The following is an 18,894-nucleotide window of genomic DNA, read 5'->3' on the forward strand; positions in this document are numbered from 1 at the left end:
GATGGAGGCCTATGCTTTGACCCTTCCCGAGTCCTGAGCACCCTATGGCCGGCCTGATCCCCCAAGGCTTCATCGACGATCTGCTGAACCGCACCGACATAGTCGAAGTGGTGAGTTCGCGCATCCAGCTGAAGAAGACCGGCAAGAACTACAGCGCCCGCTGCCCTTTCCATAACGAGAAGACGCCCTCCTTCAGCGTCAGCCCGGACAAGCAGTTCTATTACTGCTTCGGCTGCGGCGCGGGCGGCAACGCCCTCGGCTTCGTCATGGACCACGACAACCTGGACTTCCCCCAGGCCGTCGAGGAACTCGCCAAGCGCGCCGGGATGGACGTACCACGCGAAGAAAGTGGTCGCGGCAACCGCCCGCGACAACCCACGGACTCGCCCCTCTACGCCCTGCTCAGTGCCGCCTCGGACTACTACCGCCAGGCCCTGAAAAGCCACCCGACGCGCAAGGCGGCAGTGGACTACCTGAAAGGCCGCGGCCTGTCCGGCGAGATCGCCCGCGACTTCGGCCTGGGCTTCGCACCGCCAGGCTGGGACAACCTGCTCAAGCACCTGGCCAGCGACGCCCTGCAGCAGAAGACCCTGATCGACGCCGGCCTGCTGATCGAGAACGCCGAAAGCGGCAAGCGCTACGACCGCTTCCGCGACCGGGTCATGTTCCCCATCCGCGACAACCGTGGCCGCATCATCGCCTTCGGCGGCCGGGTGCTGGGTGACGACAAGCCCAAGTACCTGAACTCCCCCGAGACACCGGTCTTCCACAAGGGCCAGGAACTCTATGGCCTGTACGAGGCCCGCAAGAACAACCGCAACCTCGACGAGATCATGGTCGTCGAGGGCTACATGGACGTCATCGCCCTCGCCCAGCAAGGCCTGCGCAATGCCGTCGCCACCCTGGGCACCGCTACCAGCGAAGAACATGTCAGGCGCCTGTTCCGCCTGGTGCCCAGCATCCTGTTCTGCTTCGACGGCGACCAGGCCGGCCGCAAGGCTGCCTGGCGAGCACTCGAAGCCACCTTGCCGAGCCTGGAGGACGGGCGCCGCGCGCGCTTCCTGTTCCTTCCCGAAGGCGAGGACCCGGACAGCCTGGTGCGCGCCGAAGGCACCGACGCCTTCCGTGCCCGCATAACCCAGCACGCCCAACCCCTTGCCGACTACTTCTTCCAGCAGTTGAAGGAAGAAGCCGACCCCAGCTCCCTGGAAGGCAAGGCACACCTGGTGACCCTGGCAGCACCGCTGATCGACAAGGTTCCCGGCGCCAACCTGCGTACACTCATGCGCCAGCGCCTGTCGGAAATCACCGGATTGAACGGTGAGGCGATCGGCCAACTGAGTCACGACGCACCGCCCCCCAGCAGCGAGCCGTCGCACTACCCCGACGACTACCACTACGGCGCCCCCGCCGGCTACGAAAGCTACGGCGAGCCGAGCCAGGAACACTACTTCGAACCACCCGCCCGGCAACAGGGCGACTGGCAGAAGGGTGAGCGCAAGAAAGGCGACTGGAAGAAAGGCGGCAAGCCCTGGGACAAGAAGGGCGGGCGCGACGACTTCAAGCGCCCGCCGCGCACCGAGATCAAGGTCGAGTCACCGACACTGACCGCCCTGCGCACCCTTCTGCATCACCCGAACCTTGCCCAGAAGGTCGAAAATGCCAGCCACTTCGCGGCAGAAGACGACACGTACGCGCGCCTGATGGTGTCCCTGCTCGAAGCCCTGCAGAAGAACCCGAAGCTGCGCTCGCTGCAGCTCATCGCCCGCTGGCACGGCACCGAACAGGGCCGCCTGCTGCAGGCCCTGGCGGAAAAGGAATGGTTGATTTCGAGCGACAACCTTGAACAACAGTTTTTCGACACTATAACTAGGTTGTCGGCCCGCCAACGTGAGCGCAGCCTCGAACAACTGCTACGCAAAGCAAGGCAGAGCGAACTCAGCGCAGAGGAAAAAGACCAACTGCGCGACCTCCTCAGCCGCAGTCCATCTCCAGCCTCCACCAGCCCAACTGGCGCGTGAGGCACCTGGTCAGGTATAATCCTCGGCTTGTTTTTAGCCCGCCAAGACCTTAAGTGGATAGGGTGTTATGTCCGGAAAAGCGCAACAGCAGTCTCGCCTCAAAGAGTTGATCGCCCGTGGTCGTGAGCAGGGTTACCTGACTTACGCGGAGGTCAATGACCACCTGCCGGAGGATATTTCCGATCCGGAACAGGTGGAAGACATCATCCGCATGATCAACGACATGGGGATCAACGTATTCGAGAGTGCCCCGGATGCGGATGCCCTGTTGTTGGCCGAAGCCGACACCGACGAAGCCGCCGCGGAAGAAGCCGCCGCAGCTCTCGCCGCGGTCGAGACCGACATCGGCCGGACCACCGACCCGGTGCGCATGTACATGCGCGAAATGGGGACCGTGGAGCTGCTGACCCGCGAAGGCGAGATCGAAATCGCCAAGCGCATCGAGGAAGGCATCCGCGAAGTGATGAGCGCGATCGCCCACTTCCCCGGTACCGTCGACAGCATCCTTGCCGAATACCACCGAGTCACCACCGAAGGCGGTCGTCTCTCCGACGTCCTCGCCGGCTACATCGACCCTGACGACGGCAGCCTGCCGGCCGAGGAAGTCGAGCCTGTCGACCTGAAGGACGACAGCGCCGCGAAGGAAAAGGACGAGGACGAAGAAGAGGAAGGCGACGGCGACGACACCGAGGAAGAAGGTGACGGCGGCCCGGACCCGGAAGAAGCGCTGCGTCGCTTCACCGCAGTCTCCGACCAGCTCGAGAAAGCCCGCAAGGCCCTGAAGAAGCACGGCCGCAGCAGCAAGCAGGCGATCGACGAGCTGCAAGGCCTGGCCGAGCTCTTCATGCCCATCAAGCTGGTGCCGAAGCAGTTCGACGCCCTGGTCGACCGCGTTCGTGACGCCCTCGACCGCGTCCGCGCCCAGGAACGCGCCATCATGCAGCTCTGCGTGCGTGATGCCCGCATGCCGCGTGCCGACTTCCTGCGCCTGTTCCCGGGCAACGAAGTCGACCTGACCTGGGTCGAAGGCCTCGCCAAAGGCAAGGCCAAGTACGCCGAAGCCCTCGGCAAGCTGGTGGACGACGTCAAGCGCAATCAGCAGAAGCTGATCGACCTCGAGAAGGAAGTCGACCTCAAGGTCGCCGAGATCAAGGACGTCAACCGCCGCATGTCCATCGGCGAAGCGAAAGCCCGCCGGGCGAAGAAAGAGATGGTCGAGGCCAACCTGCGTCTCGTGATCTCCATCGCCAAGAAGTACACCAACCGCGGCCTGCAGTTCCTCGACCTGATCCAGGAAGGCAACATCGGCCTGATGAAGGCGGTGGACAAGTTCGAATACCGTCGCGGCTACAAGTTCTCGACCTACGCCACCTGGTGGATCCGCCAGGCGATCACCCGCTCGATCGCCGACCAGGCCCGCACCATCCGTATTCCGGTGCACATGATCGAGACCATCAACAAGCTCAACCGCATCTCCCGCCAGATGCTCCAGGAAATGGGCCGCGAGCCCACCCCGGAAGAGCTTGGCGAGCGCATGGAAATGCCCGAGGACAAGATCCGCAAGGTATTGAAGATCGCCAAAGAGCCGATCTCCATGGAAACCCCGATCGGCGACGACGAGGACTCCCACCTGGGCGACTTCATCGAGGACAGCACCATGCAGTCCCCGATCGACGTGGCCACGGTCGAAAGCCTCAAGGAAGCGACCCGCGAAGTACTGGCCGGCCTCACCGCCCGTGAAGCCAAGGTTCTGCGCATGCGCTTCGGCATCGACATGAATACCGACCACACCCTCGAGGAAGTCGGCAAGCAGTTCGATGTGACCCGCGAGCGGATCCGTCAGATCGAAGCCAAGGCGCTGCGCAAGCTGCGCCACCCGTCGCGAAGCGAGCATCTGCGCTCCTTCCTCGACGAGTGATCGAACAAACCCCCGGCCAGTCCGGGGGTTTTTCTTTCTGCTACCAAAGCGCCAGCGGCCGCGTCTACACTTCCGCCTATCACTTCGTGGAACGAGACCGTCATGGCGCGTCTGCCTGCCATTCTCCTGCTGTGTCTGGCGTTCTGGGCAGCCCCGTCCGGAGCGCTCACCCTCACGCAGGAAGAACAGGCATGGCTGCAGGACCACCCCGTCCTGCGCATGGGCATCGACGCCTCCTGGCCCCCCTTCGAATTCCGCGACAGCCAGGGCCGCCACCAGGGCCTCGCCGCCGACTACGTCAAGCTGATCCAGGAGCGCCTGGGCGTCCGCCTCGAACCGGTGGAACCGCGCAACTGGGGTGAAGTGCTGGAACAGGCCCGCAATGGCCAGCTCGATCTGCTGCCCGGCATCATGTCCACCCCCGAACGCCAGCAATACCTCAGCTTCACCCGCCCCTACCTCGACTTCCCCATCGTCATCCTCGCCCGCGACGGCGGCCCCCAGCCCAAATCGCTCGGCGAGCTCTACGGCCTGAAGATCGCCGTGGTCGAGAACTACGCCCCCCACGAACTGCTACGCAGCGGCAATCCCGACCTCAACCTCCTGCCCCTGCCCAGCGTCGCCGCCAGCCTCCAGGCACTGGCCACCGGCCAGGCCGACGCCTTCGTCGGCGACCTCGCCTCCAGCGTCTGGAGCCTGCGCCAGCTCAGGCTCGAAGGCCTCTACATCAGCGGCGAGACGCCCTACCGCTACCAGCTCGCCATGGCCACGCCGCGAGGCGAAACCCCCTTGGTCGGCATCCTCGACAAGGTCTTCGCCGACATCAGCACCGCCCAGATCGAAGCCATCCAGGACCGCTGGGTCGGCGGCGTCATCGACCGTCGACCGGTCTGGACCACCTTCATCGCCTACGGCCTTCCCGCCCTGCTGCTGATCGGCCTCGCCCTGCTCTTCGTCCTGCGCATCAACCGCCGCCTCAGCGGCGAAATGTCACGCCGCGCCCTGCTCGAAGACGAACTGCGCACCAGCGAACAGCACTACCGTGGCCTGGTCGAAAGCCTCAACGCCATCGCCTGGGAAATGCGCCTCGACGAACACCGCTTCACCTACGTCTCCCCCCACGCCGAACGCATGCTCGGCTACCCCCTGGCGGACTGGCTCGAAACCGGCTTCTGGCAGCGCACCCTCCATCCCGAAGACGCCCGGCACGCCGAACACTTCTGCAACGAAGAAGTCGCCGCCGGGCGCGACCACAGCTTCGACTACCGCATGCTCGCCGCCGACGGCCGCGTCCTGTGGATCCGCGACATCGTCACCCTCGACCCCCAGGGCGACAGCCAGATCATCCGCGGCCTGATGATCGACATCACCGAGGCCAAGGACACCGAACACGCCCTGCGCCTCTCCCAGCAGAAATTCGCCTCCGTGTTCCACAACTGCCCCGACGTCATCGCCCTCGCCCGTCGCCAGGACGGCCGCCTGCTCGACGTCAACCGCACCTTCGAGCAACAGACCGGCATCGACGCCGCCCAGGCCATCGGCCGTACCGCCACCGAACTGGGCATCTGGGGCACCCCCGACATGGGGCCCGGCCTCCTCCAGCGCCTGCAGAGCGAAAGCCTGCACAACCTGGAAATGACCTTCCGCCGGCAGAACGGCGAAAGCTTCACCGGCCTCATCTCCGCGCAGCCCATCGACCTCGACGGCATCCCCGCCCTCATCGTCGTCGTGCGCGACATCACCCTCGTCAAGGAAACCCAGCAGCAACTGAAGATCTCCGAAGAGAAATTCGCCCGCGCCTTCCACGCCTCCCCCGACGGCCTGCTCATCACCCGCCTGGTCGACGGTCGGCTCATCGAAGCCAACGAAGGCTTCACCCGCATCACCGGCTACGTCGCACGCGAGGCCGCCGAACGCTCCACCCTCGAACTCGGCATCTGGGCCAACCCCGAAGACCGCCAGCAAATGGTCCGCGCCATCAGCGAGCAGGGCAGCCTGCGCAACTTCACCGCCCCGATACGCACCAAGGGCGGCAGCATCCGCCTCTGCGAACTCACCGCCCAGCCCATCCCCATCAACGGCGAAGCCTGCGTCCTCACCATCGCCCGCGACATCACCGAGCGCCAGCAGATGCAGGAAAAGCTCCTGCAGGCCGCCACCGTCTTCGAAAGCACCGCCGAAGGCGTGATGATCACCGACACCGAACAACGCATCACCGCCGTCAACCGCGCCTTCACCGAAATCACCGGCTACAGCGAAGCCGAAGCCCTCGGCCAATCACCGCGCCTGCTCGCCTCCGGCCAGCACGACAGCGCCTTCTACGCCGCCATGTGGCACCAGCTCGCCGCCGACGGCCACTGGCAGGGCGAAATCTGGAACCGCCGCAAGAACGGCGAACCCTACCCCGAGTGGCTGACCATCAGCGCCGTGCGCAACCGCGACGAGCAGATCACCCACTTCGTCGGCGTCTTCGCCGACATCTCCACCCTCAAGCACGCCCAGGCCCGCCTCGACTACCAGGCCCACCACGACCCCCTCACCGGGCTGCCCAACCGCATCCTCTTCGAAAGCCGCCTGCAGGCCGCCCTGCTCGACGCCACCACCGACGCCCAGCAAGGCGCCGTACTGTTCATCGACCTCGACCGCTTCAAACACATCAACGACAGCCTCGGCCACCCGGTCGGCGACCTCCTGCTCAAGGGCATCGCCGCCCGCCTCAAGGAGCAGCTGCGCGACATCGACACCGTCGCCCGCCTCGGTGGCGACGAATTCATCATCCTGCTGCCCGGCCTGCACAACGCCGTCGACGCCGAACACGTCGCCAACAAGGTGCTCGCCTGCTTCAGCGCCCCCTTCGAAGCCGACGACCACGAATTCTTCACCAGCGCCAGCATCGGCATCAGCCTCTACCCCGAACACGGCAACGACGTCGCCACCGTCGTCAAGAACGCCGACGCCGCCATGTACCGCGCCAAATCCAAGGGCCGCAACCGCATCGAGTTCTACACCCGCGACCTCACCTTCCAGGCCAACGAACGCATGGCCCTGGAGAACGAACTGCGCCGTGCCCTCGAACGTGGCGAACTCAGCCTCTACTACCAACCCAAGCTGTGCCTGCAGAACCGCCGCCTGATCGGCGCCGAAGCCCTGATCCGCTGGCACCACCCCCTGTTCGGCGAAATCTCCCCCGAGCGCTTCATCCCCCTCGCCGAAGAGAACGGCCTCATCCTCCCCCTGGGCGACTGGGTCCTCGCCGAAGCCTGCCGGCAGATGCGCGAATGGCAGGACCGCCACGCCCCCTTCGGCCCGCTCTCCGTCAACCTCGCCGGCGCCCAGCTGCGCCAGCCGCAACTGGTCGAGCGCATCGACCGCCTGCTGCAGGACACAGGCGTCGTCCCCTGCCACCTGCAACTGGAAATCACCGAAGGCTTCATCATGAGCCAGGCCGAAGAAGCCCTCGCCGTGCTCCACGCCCTCAAGGCGCTCGGCGTGCAACTGGCCATCGACGACTTCGGCACTGGCTACTCCTCCCTCAGCTACCTCAAGCGCCTGCCGCTGGACATCATCAAGATCGACAAATCCTTCGTCCGCGGCCTGCCCGACGACCTCGAAGACGCCGCCATCGCCCGCGCCATCATCGCCCTCGGCCGCAGCATGCAACTCACCGTCATCGCCGAAGGCGTCGAAACCCACGCCCAGGAAGCCTTCCTCACCGCCGAAGGCTGCGAACAGATCCAGGGCTACGTCGTCAGCCGCCCCCTGCCCGCCGACGTTTTCGCCCGGCAATTCCTCGATCCGTGTCAACCCGTTGGCGCTCAGGAAAAGGCGCCGGTATAATCCGCCGGCCTTCTGGGGGCCTATAGCTCAGTCGGTTAGAGCAGAGGACTCATAATCCTTTGGTCCACGGTTCGAGTCCGTGTGGGCCCACCACCAAAACCCCATGAAAAAGCCGCGCATTGCGCGGCTTTTGTCTTTCTGGCGTAAGCGAAGTCGCCCCTTCATAGACCCACAACGTCCACATCACTTCAGACCGAGGACCTCCAGGATGTGCTCGACCTGAGTGCCAAACACCTGAAGTGCAAGATGGATCGACCCTGCTGCCTTATCCAGGCGGATGGACATCCCCTCTGACCAGTCGCTATCAAACGAACCAATTTTCTGAATGTGGACGATGTAGTCGTGTTCAAGATGAATTGGGTTGCAGTGGGGAGAGCCTCGCCCCTTCATCGATGCGTTCTCAACACGCTCTGTCCGCGACTGTGTTGAGGCTATCGAGCCTGCCGATACGGACGTCCAGAAGACCGCTTTGGGGCAGCTTGCATCCCACTGTCAATCGAGCCGACGAACGGCCCAGAGCCAAATTTACCAATAGGTAAACGCAAGTTAGCACCCATCTCCCTCTATCTTGCTGGGTCTAACGCGGGTCTAACGCTAAAAGCAATGGTTGTAAGCATAAGCAAGCCTAATTACAGTGCCGACATATACGAACATGTATACGTTGTATACGAAACTGACCGGAGGTCACCATGGCATCGCCTGTTCTGTCGTTTCGGGTCGAAGATGACCTGATCACTCGATTGGATGAGCTTTCCGAGGCTACGGATCGTGATCGCCAGTACCACATGAAACGCGCACTAATGCGGTATCTGGATGATGAGTCATGGCATCTGGCAGCGATCAAGGAAGGCATCCAGCAAGCAGACGCGGGCAACCTTACTGATCTCGAAGCCATCAAGGCCAAGTGGGTGAACCGTGGCAAAAATCGTTCTGACCGAGCTAGCTGACAGCGACCTTACGAAGATCTACGAATTCTATGAGCCCCGGACAGGCGCAGCCTCAGCAGAGGAGATAGTGGCCAGTGTCATATCGGCACTTGAGCAACTGCTCCTGTTCCCTGGCTCCGGCCGCCCCTCACGGGCTCCTGATATGCGAGACCTGATTTTCCGCTTCATCCCTTTCTACGCCGCGTATCGCGTTGTAGGTGACGAGGTCCAGGTAGTGAGGATCCTGCACCAGCATGCTGAAAGCTCGCAGCACTGGTAATCCAGTCGATATAGGGCGCTTGAGGCGCCTATAGACCACTAGCTTGGCCCCGGGTGCAGCAGCCTGCACAGGCACCCGCTCGCTCAGCCCTCGCCCGCCCCCACCAGCTCGGCCAGCCGAGGGAAATCCAGGGTCAATGCGGCCTGGAGAACGGCATCGGCAAAACCGATGCACAACGGCTGCTCGGCCGCCAGGTCATGGGCCCACTTCTCGATAAGCGTCACCTGCCCGGTTTCCACCAGGTTCGCCAGGATCGCCAGGCGTGCCGCATCCGGGCGTGCCGCCACATCGGATGCCGGCGGCTCGCTGCCCGGCGAGGCCAGGTCCTGCAACCCCAGGAACCTGACCAACAGCGCCGCCAGCTCGGTTTCGCTGATCGGCTTTCTCAGGCAGGCCGCGAAGCTCAGGTGCGACGCGAAGCCCTCCGGCGCCAGCGGCGCGGCTGCGGAAAGCAGCACCACCGGCGTCGCCGGGGAACGCTCGGCCACCATCTGCAGGACCGACCAGCCATCACCGCCGTCCATGAACTGATCGGTGATCACCAGGGCGATGTCGTCGCGCCACTGGAGGGCCGCATCGCGGCCATCGACGGCGATGACCACCCGCAACCGGTGCCGCTCCAGCTGCTCGGCCAGCAGCAGGCGCAGGTCCGGGTCGTCCTCCACCAGCATCACCACCCGGTCGCCCTGGGGCCGGGGAGCGTCGACGTCCACGGCAGCGGGCTCCGCCGGCAACTCCGTCAGCAACTCGCCCACCACATGGAAGCGGAACGCACTGCCCTGGCCAGGAGTGCTGGCCACGCTCAGCTCGCCGCCCATGCAGCGCACCAGTTGCCGGGCGATGGCCAGCCCCAGGCCGACCCCCGCCCGCGAGCCCTCCGCAGGCTGGTTCGCCCCCCGCACGAAAGGCTCGAAGATCCTCGCCAGGTCGCCCGCCGCGATACCGCCGCCGCTGTCCTCCACCTCGAAGAACAGCCGAACCAGCCCGTCCAGCTTCTCCCCCCGGTAACGCAGGGCGATGCGCCCGTCCCTGGTGTGCCGGTTCGCGTTGCTGAACAGGTTGTCGAGCACCTGGCGCAGGCGCCGGCTGTCGATGGAAACGTACTCGGGCACCACCCCGTGCTCCTCCAGGGAGAAACCGTTGCCCGCCGCTTCCGCCTGCAACCTGGCGACCTCCACCATCTCCGCCAGCCAGGGCCGGAACGCCAGCGGCGTGGCCGCCACCTCCAGTTGGCCGATCTCCGCCCGCGCCGCATCCAGCAGCTCGTCGATCAGGTGCAGCAAATGGCGCCCGCTGCCTTCGATGGCCCGCGCGCCCTCCTCCGGCCCCAGGCGACGCGAGCCCCGCTGCAGCAACTGGGCGAAACCGATGATGGTATTGAGCGGCGTGCGCAACTCATGGCTCATGTGGGCCAGGAAGGTGGTCTTGGCACGGTTGGCTTCGCGCTCCACCGCCAGGGCGGCGGACAACTGCTGGGTGCGCGTGGTGATGGCGATGAGAATCAGCGGCGCCATCACCAGCACCGCCAGCGGCCAGGCGCTCGCCAGCAGCGGCCCGGTAGGGTCCAGCCCCAGGTACAGGCCCGCCTGCCGGATCACCACCGAGGCCCCGAAGGCCCCGAACGAGATCAGCGTCAGGCCCGCCGACGCATTGCCGCCGCGCCAGGCCAGGTAGGAGGTGATGATCCCCACCGCGAGCGCCACCAGCGAGGTGAGGGACAGCACCTGCAGCCAGAAGATGTAGTGGTGCAGGCTGGCCCCCAGCGCCGCCACGACCACCACCCCGATGACGCCCAGCAGCAAGCGGTCCCAGCCGCGCCCCAGCCTCCGGAGATCGAGGAAGGTGCGCACGAACTGGCAGTGCATGATCATGATCGCCGCCCCCAGCAGCGGCACCAGCACGATCGGGAACGGCCAGGTGCCCGGCCAGGCGTATTGCTGCGCCAGCCCGCCGATGATCGCCTCGAACGCGCTGATCAACAGCATCTCCAGCCCGAAGTAGAGATAGGGCATGTTCCGCAGCTGGATGAAGATCAGCAGGGACAGCAACCCCGCCAGAATGATGCCGCCCTGGCCCATCGAACGCAGGTTCTCGAAGCGCGACTGCCGGTCGCGATAGGCCATCGGCTCCCACACGCGCATCCCCAGGTACTGGGCGGAGCGCGACTGCACGCGCAGATAGAGCACGCGGGTCTCCCCCGGCTGCAAGGCAATCGGGAACAGCGCCGTCGGCCCCGGCAGCGGGCGCAACGCCATGGGCACCGCCAGGCCGCTGGCCTGTACCTGCCACTGCCCATCGCCGGCCTGGGTGAAGAGCTGCACCGACTCCAGCCGGGTATGGCCGACCTCCAGCCAGCGCTCAATGGGGGCCGGGCCCGGGTTGCGCAGGCTGAAGCGCAACCAGCGTGGCCGGGGATCGAAGCCCTGGGACAGCTCCTGCGCGGCGACCTCGACGAAGCGTTCGGGCGCGGCGGCGACCGCAGCGATATCCAGGCTGCCGTCCTCGTCGATGCGCAAGCCGATGCGCTCCAGCAGCTGGAAGGCCGCCTCCTCGCGCACCTCCAGCACCTCGGCCCAGGCGCCACCGGCCATCAGCAGCAGGCCGCACAGGCAGAGCGCCCGCCAGACGCGCCTGAAGCGGGCTTCAGCAGGCATCGTCCGCGGCGCCTTGCTGCAGCGGTGCACGGTGGCCGGCCTCATCCCGCAGGCGGCTGCGCAACTCGCGCGGCGAGCAACCGAAGCGCTCCCGCACGGCCTTGGAGAAACTGGCCGCATTGGTGTAGCCCAGGTGGTCGCCGATATCGGCGATGGGCGTCTCGGTGCGGCCCAGCAAGCCCTGGGCCTGGGTCAGGCGCTCCTCGCGCAGCCAGGCATAGATGGGCATGCCGACGATCTTGTGGAAGGCCTCGTTGAGGCGGGTCTCGTTGGTGCCGCACAGGCGCGCCAGCACCTCCGGCGAGGGCGGCTGTCGCAGGTCCCGGCGCAGGTGCTCGGTGGCCACCTTCACCAGCACCGCTTCCGGCCGGGTATCCGCCTCCGCCGACGGGGCGGCCGGCGCCGCCGCGCGCAGGCGGCGGGCGAGCTCCAGGTGGATCTGCACCCGCGCCACCACCTCCGCCTCGTCGATCAGCGGCTTGGCGATGTAGTCCACGGCGCCCAGCGTCAGGCCCGTCAGGCGCTCCTGCGGCTGGTTGGCCGCCGTCAGGAAAATCACCGGGATGGCGCTGGTATCCGGGTTGGCCTTGAGCAACCGGCAGGTGGCGAAGCCGTCGCTGCCGGGCATGTGCACGTCCAGCAGGATCAGGTCGGGGCGCAACAGCTGGGCCTTGCGATAACCGTCCTTGCCGTCGAACGCCACCACTATGTCCAGGCCCCGGGCCGACAGAAACTCCGTCAGCACGCGCAGGTCGGCCACCGAGTCGTCGATGAGCAGGATCTTCGGGTTGCTGGAAATGCGCATGCCGATGGGGTCTGTGGGGCGGCTGGAGCGGGTATTAGAGCCCAGAACACACCCGCCTTCCCACGCCGTGAACGGAAAAATTGTCTGCCGGCAAAGTCTCCCCCGCTGCCGGCAAAGTGCCCCCTCGGCGGCCATGGGAACATGCCTCCCTGGCAAAGCGACATCACAGGCGAGGCAACGGATCCATGAAACACACGGCGTGCAGCGGAGCAGTCGCATTCGCCCTGTCACTTGCGCAGACGGCCCTGGCCGCCCAGGCTCCCGATGCCGGGCAGATCCTGGAAAACATCAAGGCCCCGCTCACCCTGCCGCCGGCCACCGACGGCGTGCTGCCCGAGGCGGCGCCGGCCCGCCCGGCCCTGTCGCTGCCCAGCGACGTCAAGCTCCAGATCAAGGCGTTCCGGATCACCGGCGCCCGCGAGTTCAGCGAGGCGCACCTGCTGGCGCTGCTCGCCGACAGCACCGACCGCGAACTGAGCCTGGCCCAACTGCAGGGCCTGGCCGAGCGCATCACCGCCCACTACCGCGAACAGGGCTACCTGCTGGCCCGCGCCTACCTGCCCGCCCAGGACATTAAGGGCGGGCTGCTCACCATCGCCGTTCTCGAAGGCCGCCTGGGCAAGGTCCGGCTCGACAACCGCTCCCTGCTCAACGACGCCACCGCACAGCGCCAGCTCGACGACCTGCACCCGGGCGACGCGGTGCAGGCCGCCGCCCTGGAGCGTTCCCTGCTGCTGCTCAACGAACTGCCCGGTGCCGAGGTGCACTCCACCCTCAAGCCGGGCGCCTCCGTCGGCCTCACCGACCTGGACGTCTCCCTCGGGGCCGGCCCCCGGGTGGCCGGCAGCCTGGAGGCGGACAACTTCGACAACCGCTACACCGGCAGCGAACGGCTCGGCGGCAACCTCGCCATCAACAGCCCCACCGGCCTCGGCGACAGCCTCAGCCTGCGCGGCCTGACCTCCGGCGCCGGGATGAACTACGGCCGCCTCGCCTACCAGCTGCCCCTGGGCCCCCAGGCCACCCAGGTCGGCCTGGCCTGGTCGGAGATGCGCTACGAACTGGGCGAGGACTTCGCATCCCTGGACGCCCACGGCAAGGCCAGCATCGCCTCGGTCTACGCCCTGCAGCCCCTGCTGCGCAGCCGCCAGGCACGGCTCGACGGCCAACTGAGCTACGAACGCAAGCGGCTCGAAGACCGGGTCGACGCCACCGACACCACCCTCGACAAGACCCTGGACGTCTGGAGCCTGGGCCTGAGCGGCAGCCACCAGGACAGCCTGCTCGGCGGCGGCGCCATGCAGTACGGCGCAAGCCTCGTGGCCGGCAACCTCGAACTGGACGCGGCCAGCGACGCCCTCGACGACGCCGGGCTGGACACCCGGGGCCACTACGCCAAGCTCGCCTTCCAGCTCACCCGCCTGCAACGGCTCACCGACCGCTTCAGCCTCCAGCTGCGCGCCTCCGGCCAGCGCGCCGCCAAGAACCTCGACTCCTCGGAAAAGCTCAGCCTGGGCGGCGCCTATGCCGTGCGCGCCTACCCCCAGGGCGAGGCCGCCGCCGACGATGCCTGGCTGGCGAACCTGGAACTGCGCTACGCCCTCGCCCCCGCCTGGCAGCTCTTCGGCTTCTACGACGCCGGCGGCGGGCGCATCAGCCATCGCCCCGTGGCCGGCACCGCCGACAACCGCCGCACGCTCTCCGGGGCCGGCGTGGGCGTCAGCCTGGCACTGCCCGCCGCCATCAACCTGCAGGCCTTCGCCGCCTGGCGCACGGGCAGCCAACCGACCTCCGATGACGACCGCAGCCCGCGCCTCTGGCTGCAGACCACCAAGTACTTCTGAACACGACTTTCAAGGCCGACAGCATGAACCACGTCTACCGACTGCTCTGGAACGCCGCCCACGGCACCTACGTGCCGGCCCCCGAGAACGCCACCGGCCAGGGCAAGCGGGCCCGCGCCCAGGCCCTGCTCGCCGTCCTCCTCGCCGGCGCCAGCGGCCACGCCCTCGCCCTGCCCACCGACGGCCAGGTCAGCCTCGGGCAAGGCAGCATCGCCAGCGCCGAGGGCAGCATGACGGTCACCCAGTCGTCGCAGAACCTCGCGATCAACTGGAACAGCTTCAACATCGCCCAGGGCGAGAAGGTCAGCTTCGTCCAGCCCAACAGCAGCGCCATCGCCCTCAACCGCGTGGTGGGCAGCGACCCCTCCAGCCTCTACGGCACCCTGCAGGCCAACGGCCAGGTGTTCCTGATCAACCCCAACGGCATCCTCTTCGCCCCCGGCGCGCAGGTGAACGTCGGCGGCCTGGTGGCCTCGACCCTGGACCTGTCGGACCAGAACCTCGCCGCCGGCAACTTCGCCTTCGAAGGCAAGGGCGGCCGCGTCAACAACCAGGGCAGCCTCACCGCCAACGGCGGCTACGTGGCCCTGCTCGGTGCCCAGGTCAGCAACGAGGGCACGGTCCAGGCCAGGCTCGGCAGCGTCGCCCTGGCGGCCGGGGACAAGGTCACCCTGGACTTCGCCGGCGACCAGCTGGTCAGCCTGGAAGTGGACAAGGGCACCCTCCAGGCCCTGGCCCAGAACAAGCAACTGATCCAGGCCGACGGCGGCCAGGTGATCCTCACCGCCAAGGCGACCGAGGGCCTGCTCAACGCCGTCGTGAACAACGAAGGCATCGTCGAGGCCGGCTCGGTGAGCCAGCACGATGGCGTCATCCGCCTGGAAGGCGACAGGCTGGTCAATACCGGCACCCTGGACGCCAGCGGCGCAACCGGTGGCCGCATCACCCTCGCCGGCCAGGGCATCATCCAGGCCGGCGCCATCCATGCCGACGGCGATGGCGGCACGGTGACGGTGGACGCCAGCCATGGCGCCCTGCAGACCACCCAGGGCCGGATCACCGCCAACGGCTCGACCCAGGGCGGCTCCATCCGCGTCAACGGCGGCGACTCGTCGTTCATCTCCGGCAGCTTGAGCGCCAACGGCCAGCGCGGCGGCGACATCACCGTCACCGGGCAAACGGTGAACCTGGCCGCCGCCAGCGTGAAGGCCGACGGCACCGCCAAGGGCGGCTCCATCCGCATCGGCGGCGACGCCCACGGCGCCAACCCGGCGGTGGCCAACGCCCACACCACCGCCATCAACCCCTACACCCAACTGAGCGCCAAGGGCGCCGACGGCGACATCGTCGTGTGGTCCGACGCGCGCACCGACTTCCGTGGCCAGGCCGCCACCGGCGAGCGGGGCTTCATCGAGGTGTCGAGCAAGGGCACCCTCAACTACGGCGGGCAGGTCAACGCCGGGCAGGGCGGCGAGGTGCTGTTCGACCCCACCAACCTGGTCATCACCGACACGGTCGGCGACCAGCTCTACCTCGACCTCGCCGACCCCAACCCCCAGGCCGGGGTCCAGCACGGCGGCGGCAACATCACCCAGCTGGCCAACGGCAACATCGTCGTCAGCACGCCCGGCGCCTACTTCGGCAACCTCAGCACCGGCGCGGCCTTCCTCTACAACGGCAAGACCGGGGGGCTGATCTCCGCCCTCTACGGCAACAGCGCCGGCGACAACATCGGCTCCGGTGGCGTCGCCGCGCTGGCCGGCAGCAATGTGGCGGTGGGCAGCCCCGACTGGGACAACGGCGCCCTGGCCAACGTCGGCGCGGTGACCTGGTTCAACGGCACCACCGGCCTTTCCGGGTTCGTCACCAGCGCCAACTCCCTCACCGGCAGCAGCACCAACGACCGCGTGGGCCATTCCCTCACCACGCTCACCAACGGCAACTACATCATCGGCTCAAGGTTCTGGAACAACGGCAGCGCGACCAACGCCGGCGCCGTCACCTACGGCTACGCCAACCAGGCCCTGACGGGCGTGGTCAGCGCCGCCAACTCGCTGGTGGGCAGCAGCGCCGACGACTACATCGGCACCAACGTCCTGGCCCTGAACCAGGGCAACGCGATCACCTGGAGCAGCGTCTGGGACAACGGCGCCGCCGTCGATGCCGGCGCCGTCAGCTGGCTGAGCGGCACCGGCCCCACGGCCGGCGTGATCGGCGCCAGCAACTCCATGGTCGGCAGCAGCACCAACGACTTCCTCGGCACCGACAGCAACCTCAACAGCGGCATCGTCAGGCTAGGCAACGGCAACGTCCTGGTCTTCAGCAAGCACTGGCACCTCACCCCGCAGATCGACACAGGCGCCGTCACCTGGATGAGCGGCTCCACCGCCACCACTGGCGTGGTGGACGCGAGCAACTCCCTGATCGGCAGCTCCGCGGCAGACCGGGTCGGCTACGTCTCCAACCACCCCGACGGCGACAAACCCAGCTACACCGAACTGGGCAACGGCAACGTGGTGGTCACCAGCGGCTACTGGAACGGCAGCGCCGGCGCCGCCAGCTGGATGAGCGGCACAGGCCCCACCGCCGGCGTCATCGGCGCCGGCAACTCCCTGGTCGGCAGCACCGCCAACGACCGGGTCGGCAGCCACGGGGTCACCGTCCTCGCCAACGGCCACTACGTGGTGAACAGCCCCTACTGGAGCGACGGCCTCAACCCCGAGGTGGGCGCCGCCACCTGGGGCAACGGCAACGGCGGCACCGCAGGCGCCATCAGCGCCGCCAACTCCCTGGTGGGCAGCCTGGCCTACGACCGGGTCGGCCAGGCGTCCACCGCCCTCGGCAGCGGCCACTACGTGGTCAGCAGCCCCTACTGGAGCGACGGCATCAACCCCGAAGTGGGCGCCTCCACCTGGGGCAACGGCAGCGGCGGCACGGTCGGCCTCATCAACGCCGGCAACTCCCTGGTGGGCAGCACGGCCTACGACCATGTGGGCCTCTCCGCCACCGCCCTCACCAACGGCCACTACGTGGTCACCAGCCAGCACTGGAACGACGTCCTCAACGGCCTCAGCCGGGTCGGCGCGGTCACCTGGGCCAACGGCAACGGCAGCACCGTCGGCGCCGTTTCGGCCGCCAACTCCATGGTGGGCGACCTCGATGACGACGAAGTGGGCAACGGCGGCATCATCGCCCTGGCAGGCGGCAACTACCTGATCCGCAACGCCCGGTGGCACGACGGGTCGGGGAACGTGGCGTGGCGCACCGGCGGCGCCGCCAGCACCGGCACCTTCGACAGCAGCAATGCAATGGTCGGCACCCTGGACCCCGGCATCACGCTCCTGAGCAACGGCAAGTTCGTCCTCAACAGCCCCTTCTGGGGCAACCGCCAGGGCTACGTCGCAGTGGGCAGCAACGACGGCAGCTTCGTCGGCAGCATCTCCCCCAGCAACGCCCTGGTCGGCGGCTACCGCCTGGCCTCGCTGGGCGCCGAAGGCGGCGTGCTCGACCTGGGCAACGGCCATTTCGTGATCTATGGCTACTCCGCCAAGAATCCGGACGGCAGCGCCGGCGCCGGCTCCATCACCTTCATCGACAGCGATGCGCCCCTGACCGGCCTGACCGACGCCAGCAACACCTTCTATGGCTCCGCCACCCATCGCCTGACCCGCTCGGGGGTCTACGTACTGCCCAACCACGACTACCTGGTGCCCTACTTCAACTGGGGCACCGGCTCCACGCCCGACCTGGGCGCCGTCGCGATCGGCAGCGGCAGCACCGGCCTGGTGGGCTACGCCTCCGCCCGCAACGCCCTGATCGGCCTGCAGGCCGGCGACCAGATCAGCTCCGGCGGCATCCAGCTGCTGGCCGGCAACGACTTCCTGGTGCGCTCGCCGCAGGCCACCGTCGACGGCCAGAGCGGCGCCGGCAGCCTGTGGCTGGTGCAGCGCGACGCCGACTTCGCCGACACCCTGAACAACAGCGCCGGCGACCAGATGGTGAGCCCGGGTGCCATCGCCAAGGCCGCCGTCGCCGGCAGCACCCTCACCCTCCAGGCCAGCAACGACATCACCGTCAACAGCGCCATCGCCGTGGACGGCGCCCTCAAGCTGGTGGCCGGCAACCGCCTGACCCTCAACGCCGGCATCACCTCCCAGGCCACCGGCACCGCCATCGAACTGGCCGGCCAGGCCTTCACCAACAACGCAGGCGCCAACGCCCTGGCCACGCCCAACGGGCGCTGGCTGGTCTGGTCGGCGAACCCCACCGGCGACACCCGTGGCGGCCTGGCCTACGACTTCAAGCAATACAACGCCAGCTACGGCAGCAGCACCGTCGCGGGCGCCGGCAACGGCTTCCTCTACAGCCTGGCGCCCACCCTCACCGCCCAGCTCGTCGGCAACGTCACCAAGCCCTACGACGGCACCACCGCCGCCACCCTGGCGCCCGGCAACTACGCCGTGTCCGGCGCCATCGACGGCGACACCGTGGCGCTCCACACACCGACCACCGGCCACTACGACACCCCCGGCGTCGGCACCGGCAAGACGGTGACCTCCAGCGGCCTGGGCATCACCAGCGCCGAGAACGGCGGCAAGCCGGTCTACGG

Annotated in this window: 9 protein-coding genes and 1 tRNA gene; 8 read left to right on the top strand and 2 right to left on the bottom strand. The window is 67.3% G+C overall.

The window, feature by feature from the left end:
- Positions 1-44: 44 nt before the first annotated feature.
- The 6 genes from dnaG (at position 45) to DMX10_RS17560 (ending at position 8,982) form a co-directional block, all read left to right on the top strand.
- A complete protein-coding gene (gene dnaG, locus DMX10_RS17530; RefSeq protein WP_111262270.1) occupies positions 45-2,021 on the top strand; it encodes a DNA primase in 1,977 nt (658 codons plus the stop codon).
- Between the two features lie 67 nt (positions 2,022-2,088).
- Positions 2,089-3,939: an RNA polymerase sigma factor RpoD gene (gene rpoD, locus DMX10_RS17535; RefSeq protein WP_111262271.1), complete on the top strand. Its 1,851-nt coding sequence runs from the start codon at positions 2,089-2,091 to the stop codon at positions 3,937-3,939.
- A 102-nt stretch (positions 3,940-4,041) separates the two neighbouring features.
- Positions 4,042-7,776: an EAL domain-containing protein gene (locus DMX10_RS17540; protein WP_111262272.1), complete on the top strand. Its 3,735-nt coding sequence runs from the start codon at positions 4,042-4,044 to the stop codon at positions 7,774-7,776.
- A gap of 16 nt (positions 7,777-7,792) precedes the next feature.
- A tRNA-Ile gene (locus DMX10_RS17545) sits at positions 7,793-7,869 on the top strand.
- Positions 7,870-8,465: 596 nt separating this feature from the next.
- Positions 8,466-8,723 (top strand): CopG family ribbon-helix-helix protein, encoded by a 258-nt coding sequence (locus tag DMX10_RS17555; protein WP_111262274.1) that lies wholly within the window; start codon positions 8,466-8,468, stop codon positions 8,721-8,723.
- Positions 8,692-8,982: a type II toxin-antitoxin system RelE/ParE family toxin gene (locus DMX10_RS17560; RefSeq protein WP_256604828.1), complete on the top strand. Its 291-nt coding sequence runs from the start codon at positions 8,692-8,694 to the stop codon at positions 8,980-8,982. Before DMX10_RS17555 ends, DMX10_RS17560 begins: the two co-directional genes overlap by 32 nt.
- Positions 8,983-9,065: 83 nt before the next feature.
- On the opposite strand, the gene DMX10_RS17565 is transcribed toward DMX10_RS17560, so the two are convergent.
- Both DMX10_RS17565 and DMX10_RS32520 read right to left on the bottom strand, forming a co-directional pair.
- Positions 9,066-11,636, bottom strand: a complete 2,571-nt coding sequence (locus DMX10_RS17565) for a hybrid sensor histidine kinase/response regulator (RefSeq protein ID WP_158545612.1) — start codon at positions 11,634-11,636, stop codon at positions 9,066-9,068.
- Positions 11,626-12,441 carry a response regulator gene (locus DMX10_RS32520; RefSeq protein ID WP_158545613.1) on the bottom strand — a complete coding sequence of 272 codons (816 nt, stop codon included), beginning with the start codon at positions 12,439-12,441 and terminating at the stop codon, positions 11,626-11,628. The genes DMX10_RS17565 and DMX10_RS32520 overlap by 11 nt, the downstream gene beginning before the upstream one ends.
- 185 nt (positions 12,442-12,626) lie before the next feature.
- Here DMX10_RS32520 and DMX10_RS17575 point away from each other — a divergent pair, with 185 nt between their 5' ends.
- Both DMX10_RS17575 and DMX10_RS33445 read left to right on the top strand, forming a co-directional pair.
- On the top strand, positions 12,627-14,285 hold the full coding sequence (locus DMX10_RS17575; RefSeq protein ID WP_111262276.1) for a ShlB/FhaC/HecB family hemolysin secretion/activation protein: 1,659 nt from the start codon (positions 12,627-12,629) through the stop codon (positions 14,283-14,285).
- Positions 14,286-14,308: 23 nt separating this feature from the next.
- Positions 14,309-18,894: filamentous hemagglutinin N-terminal domain-containing protein (locus tag DMX10_RS33445; RefSeq protein ID WP_111262277.1), on the top strand; the 4,586-nt coding region annotated here is incomplete at its 3' end.

Source organism: Pseudomonas sp. 57B-090624 (assembly GCF_003234055.1).
GTDB lineage: Bacteria > Pseudomonadota > Gammaproteobacteria > Pseudomonadales > Pseudomonadaceae > Metapseudomonas > Metapseudomonas tohonis.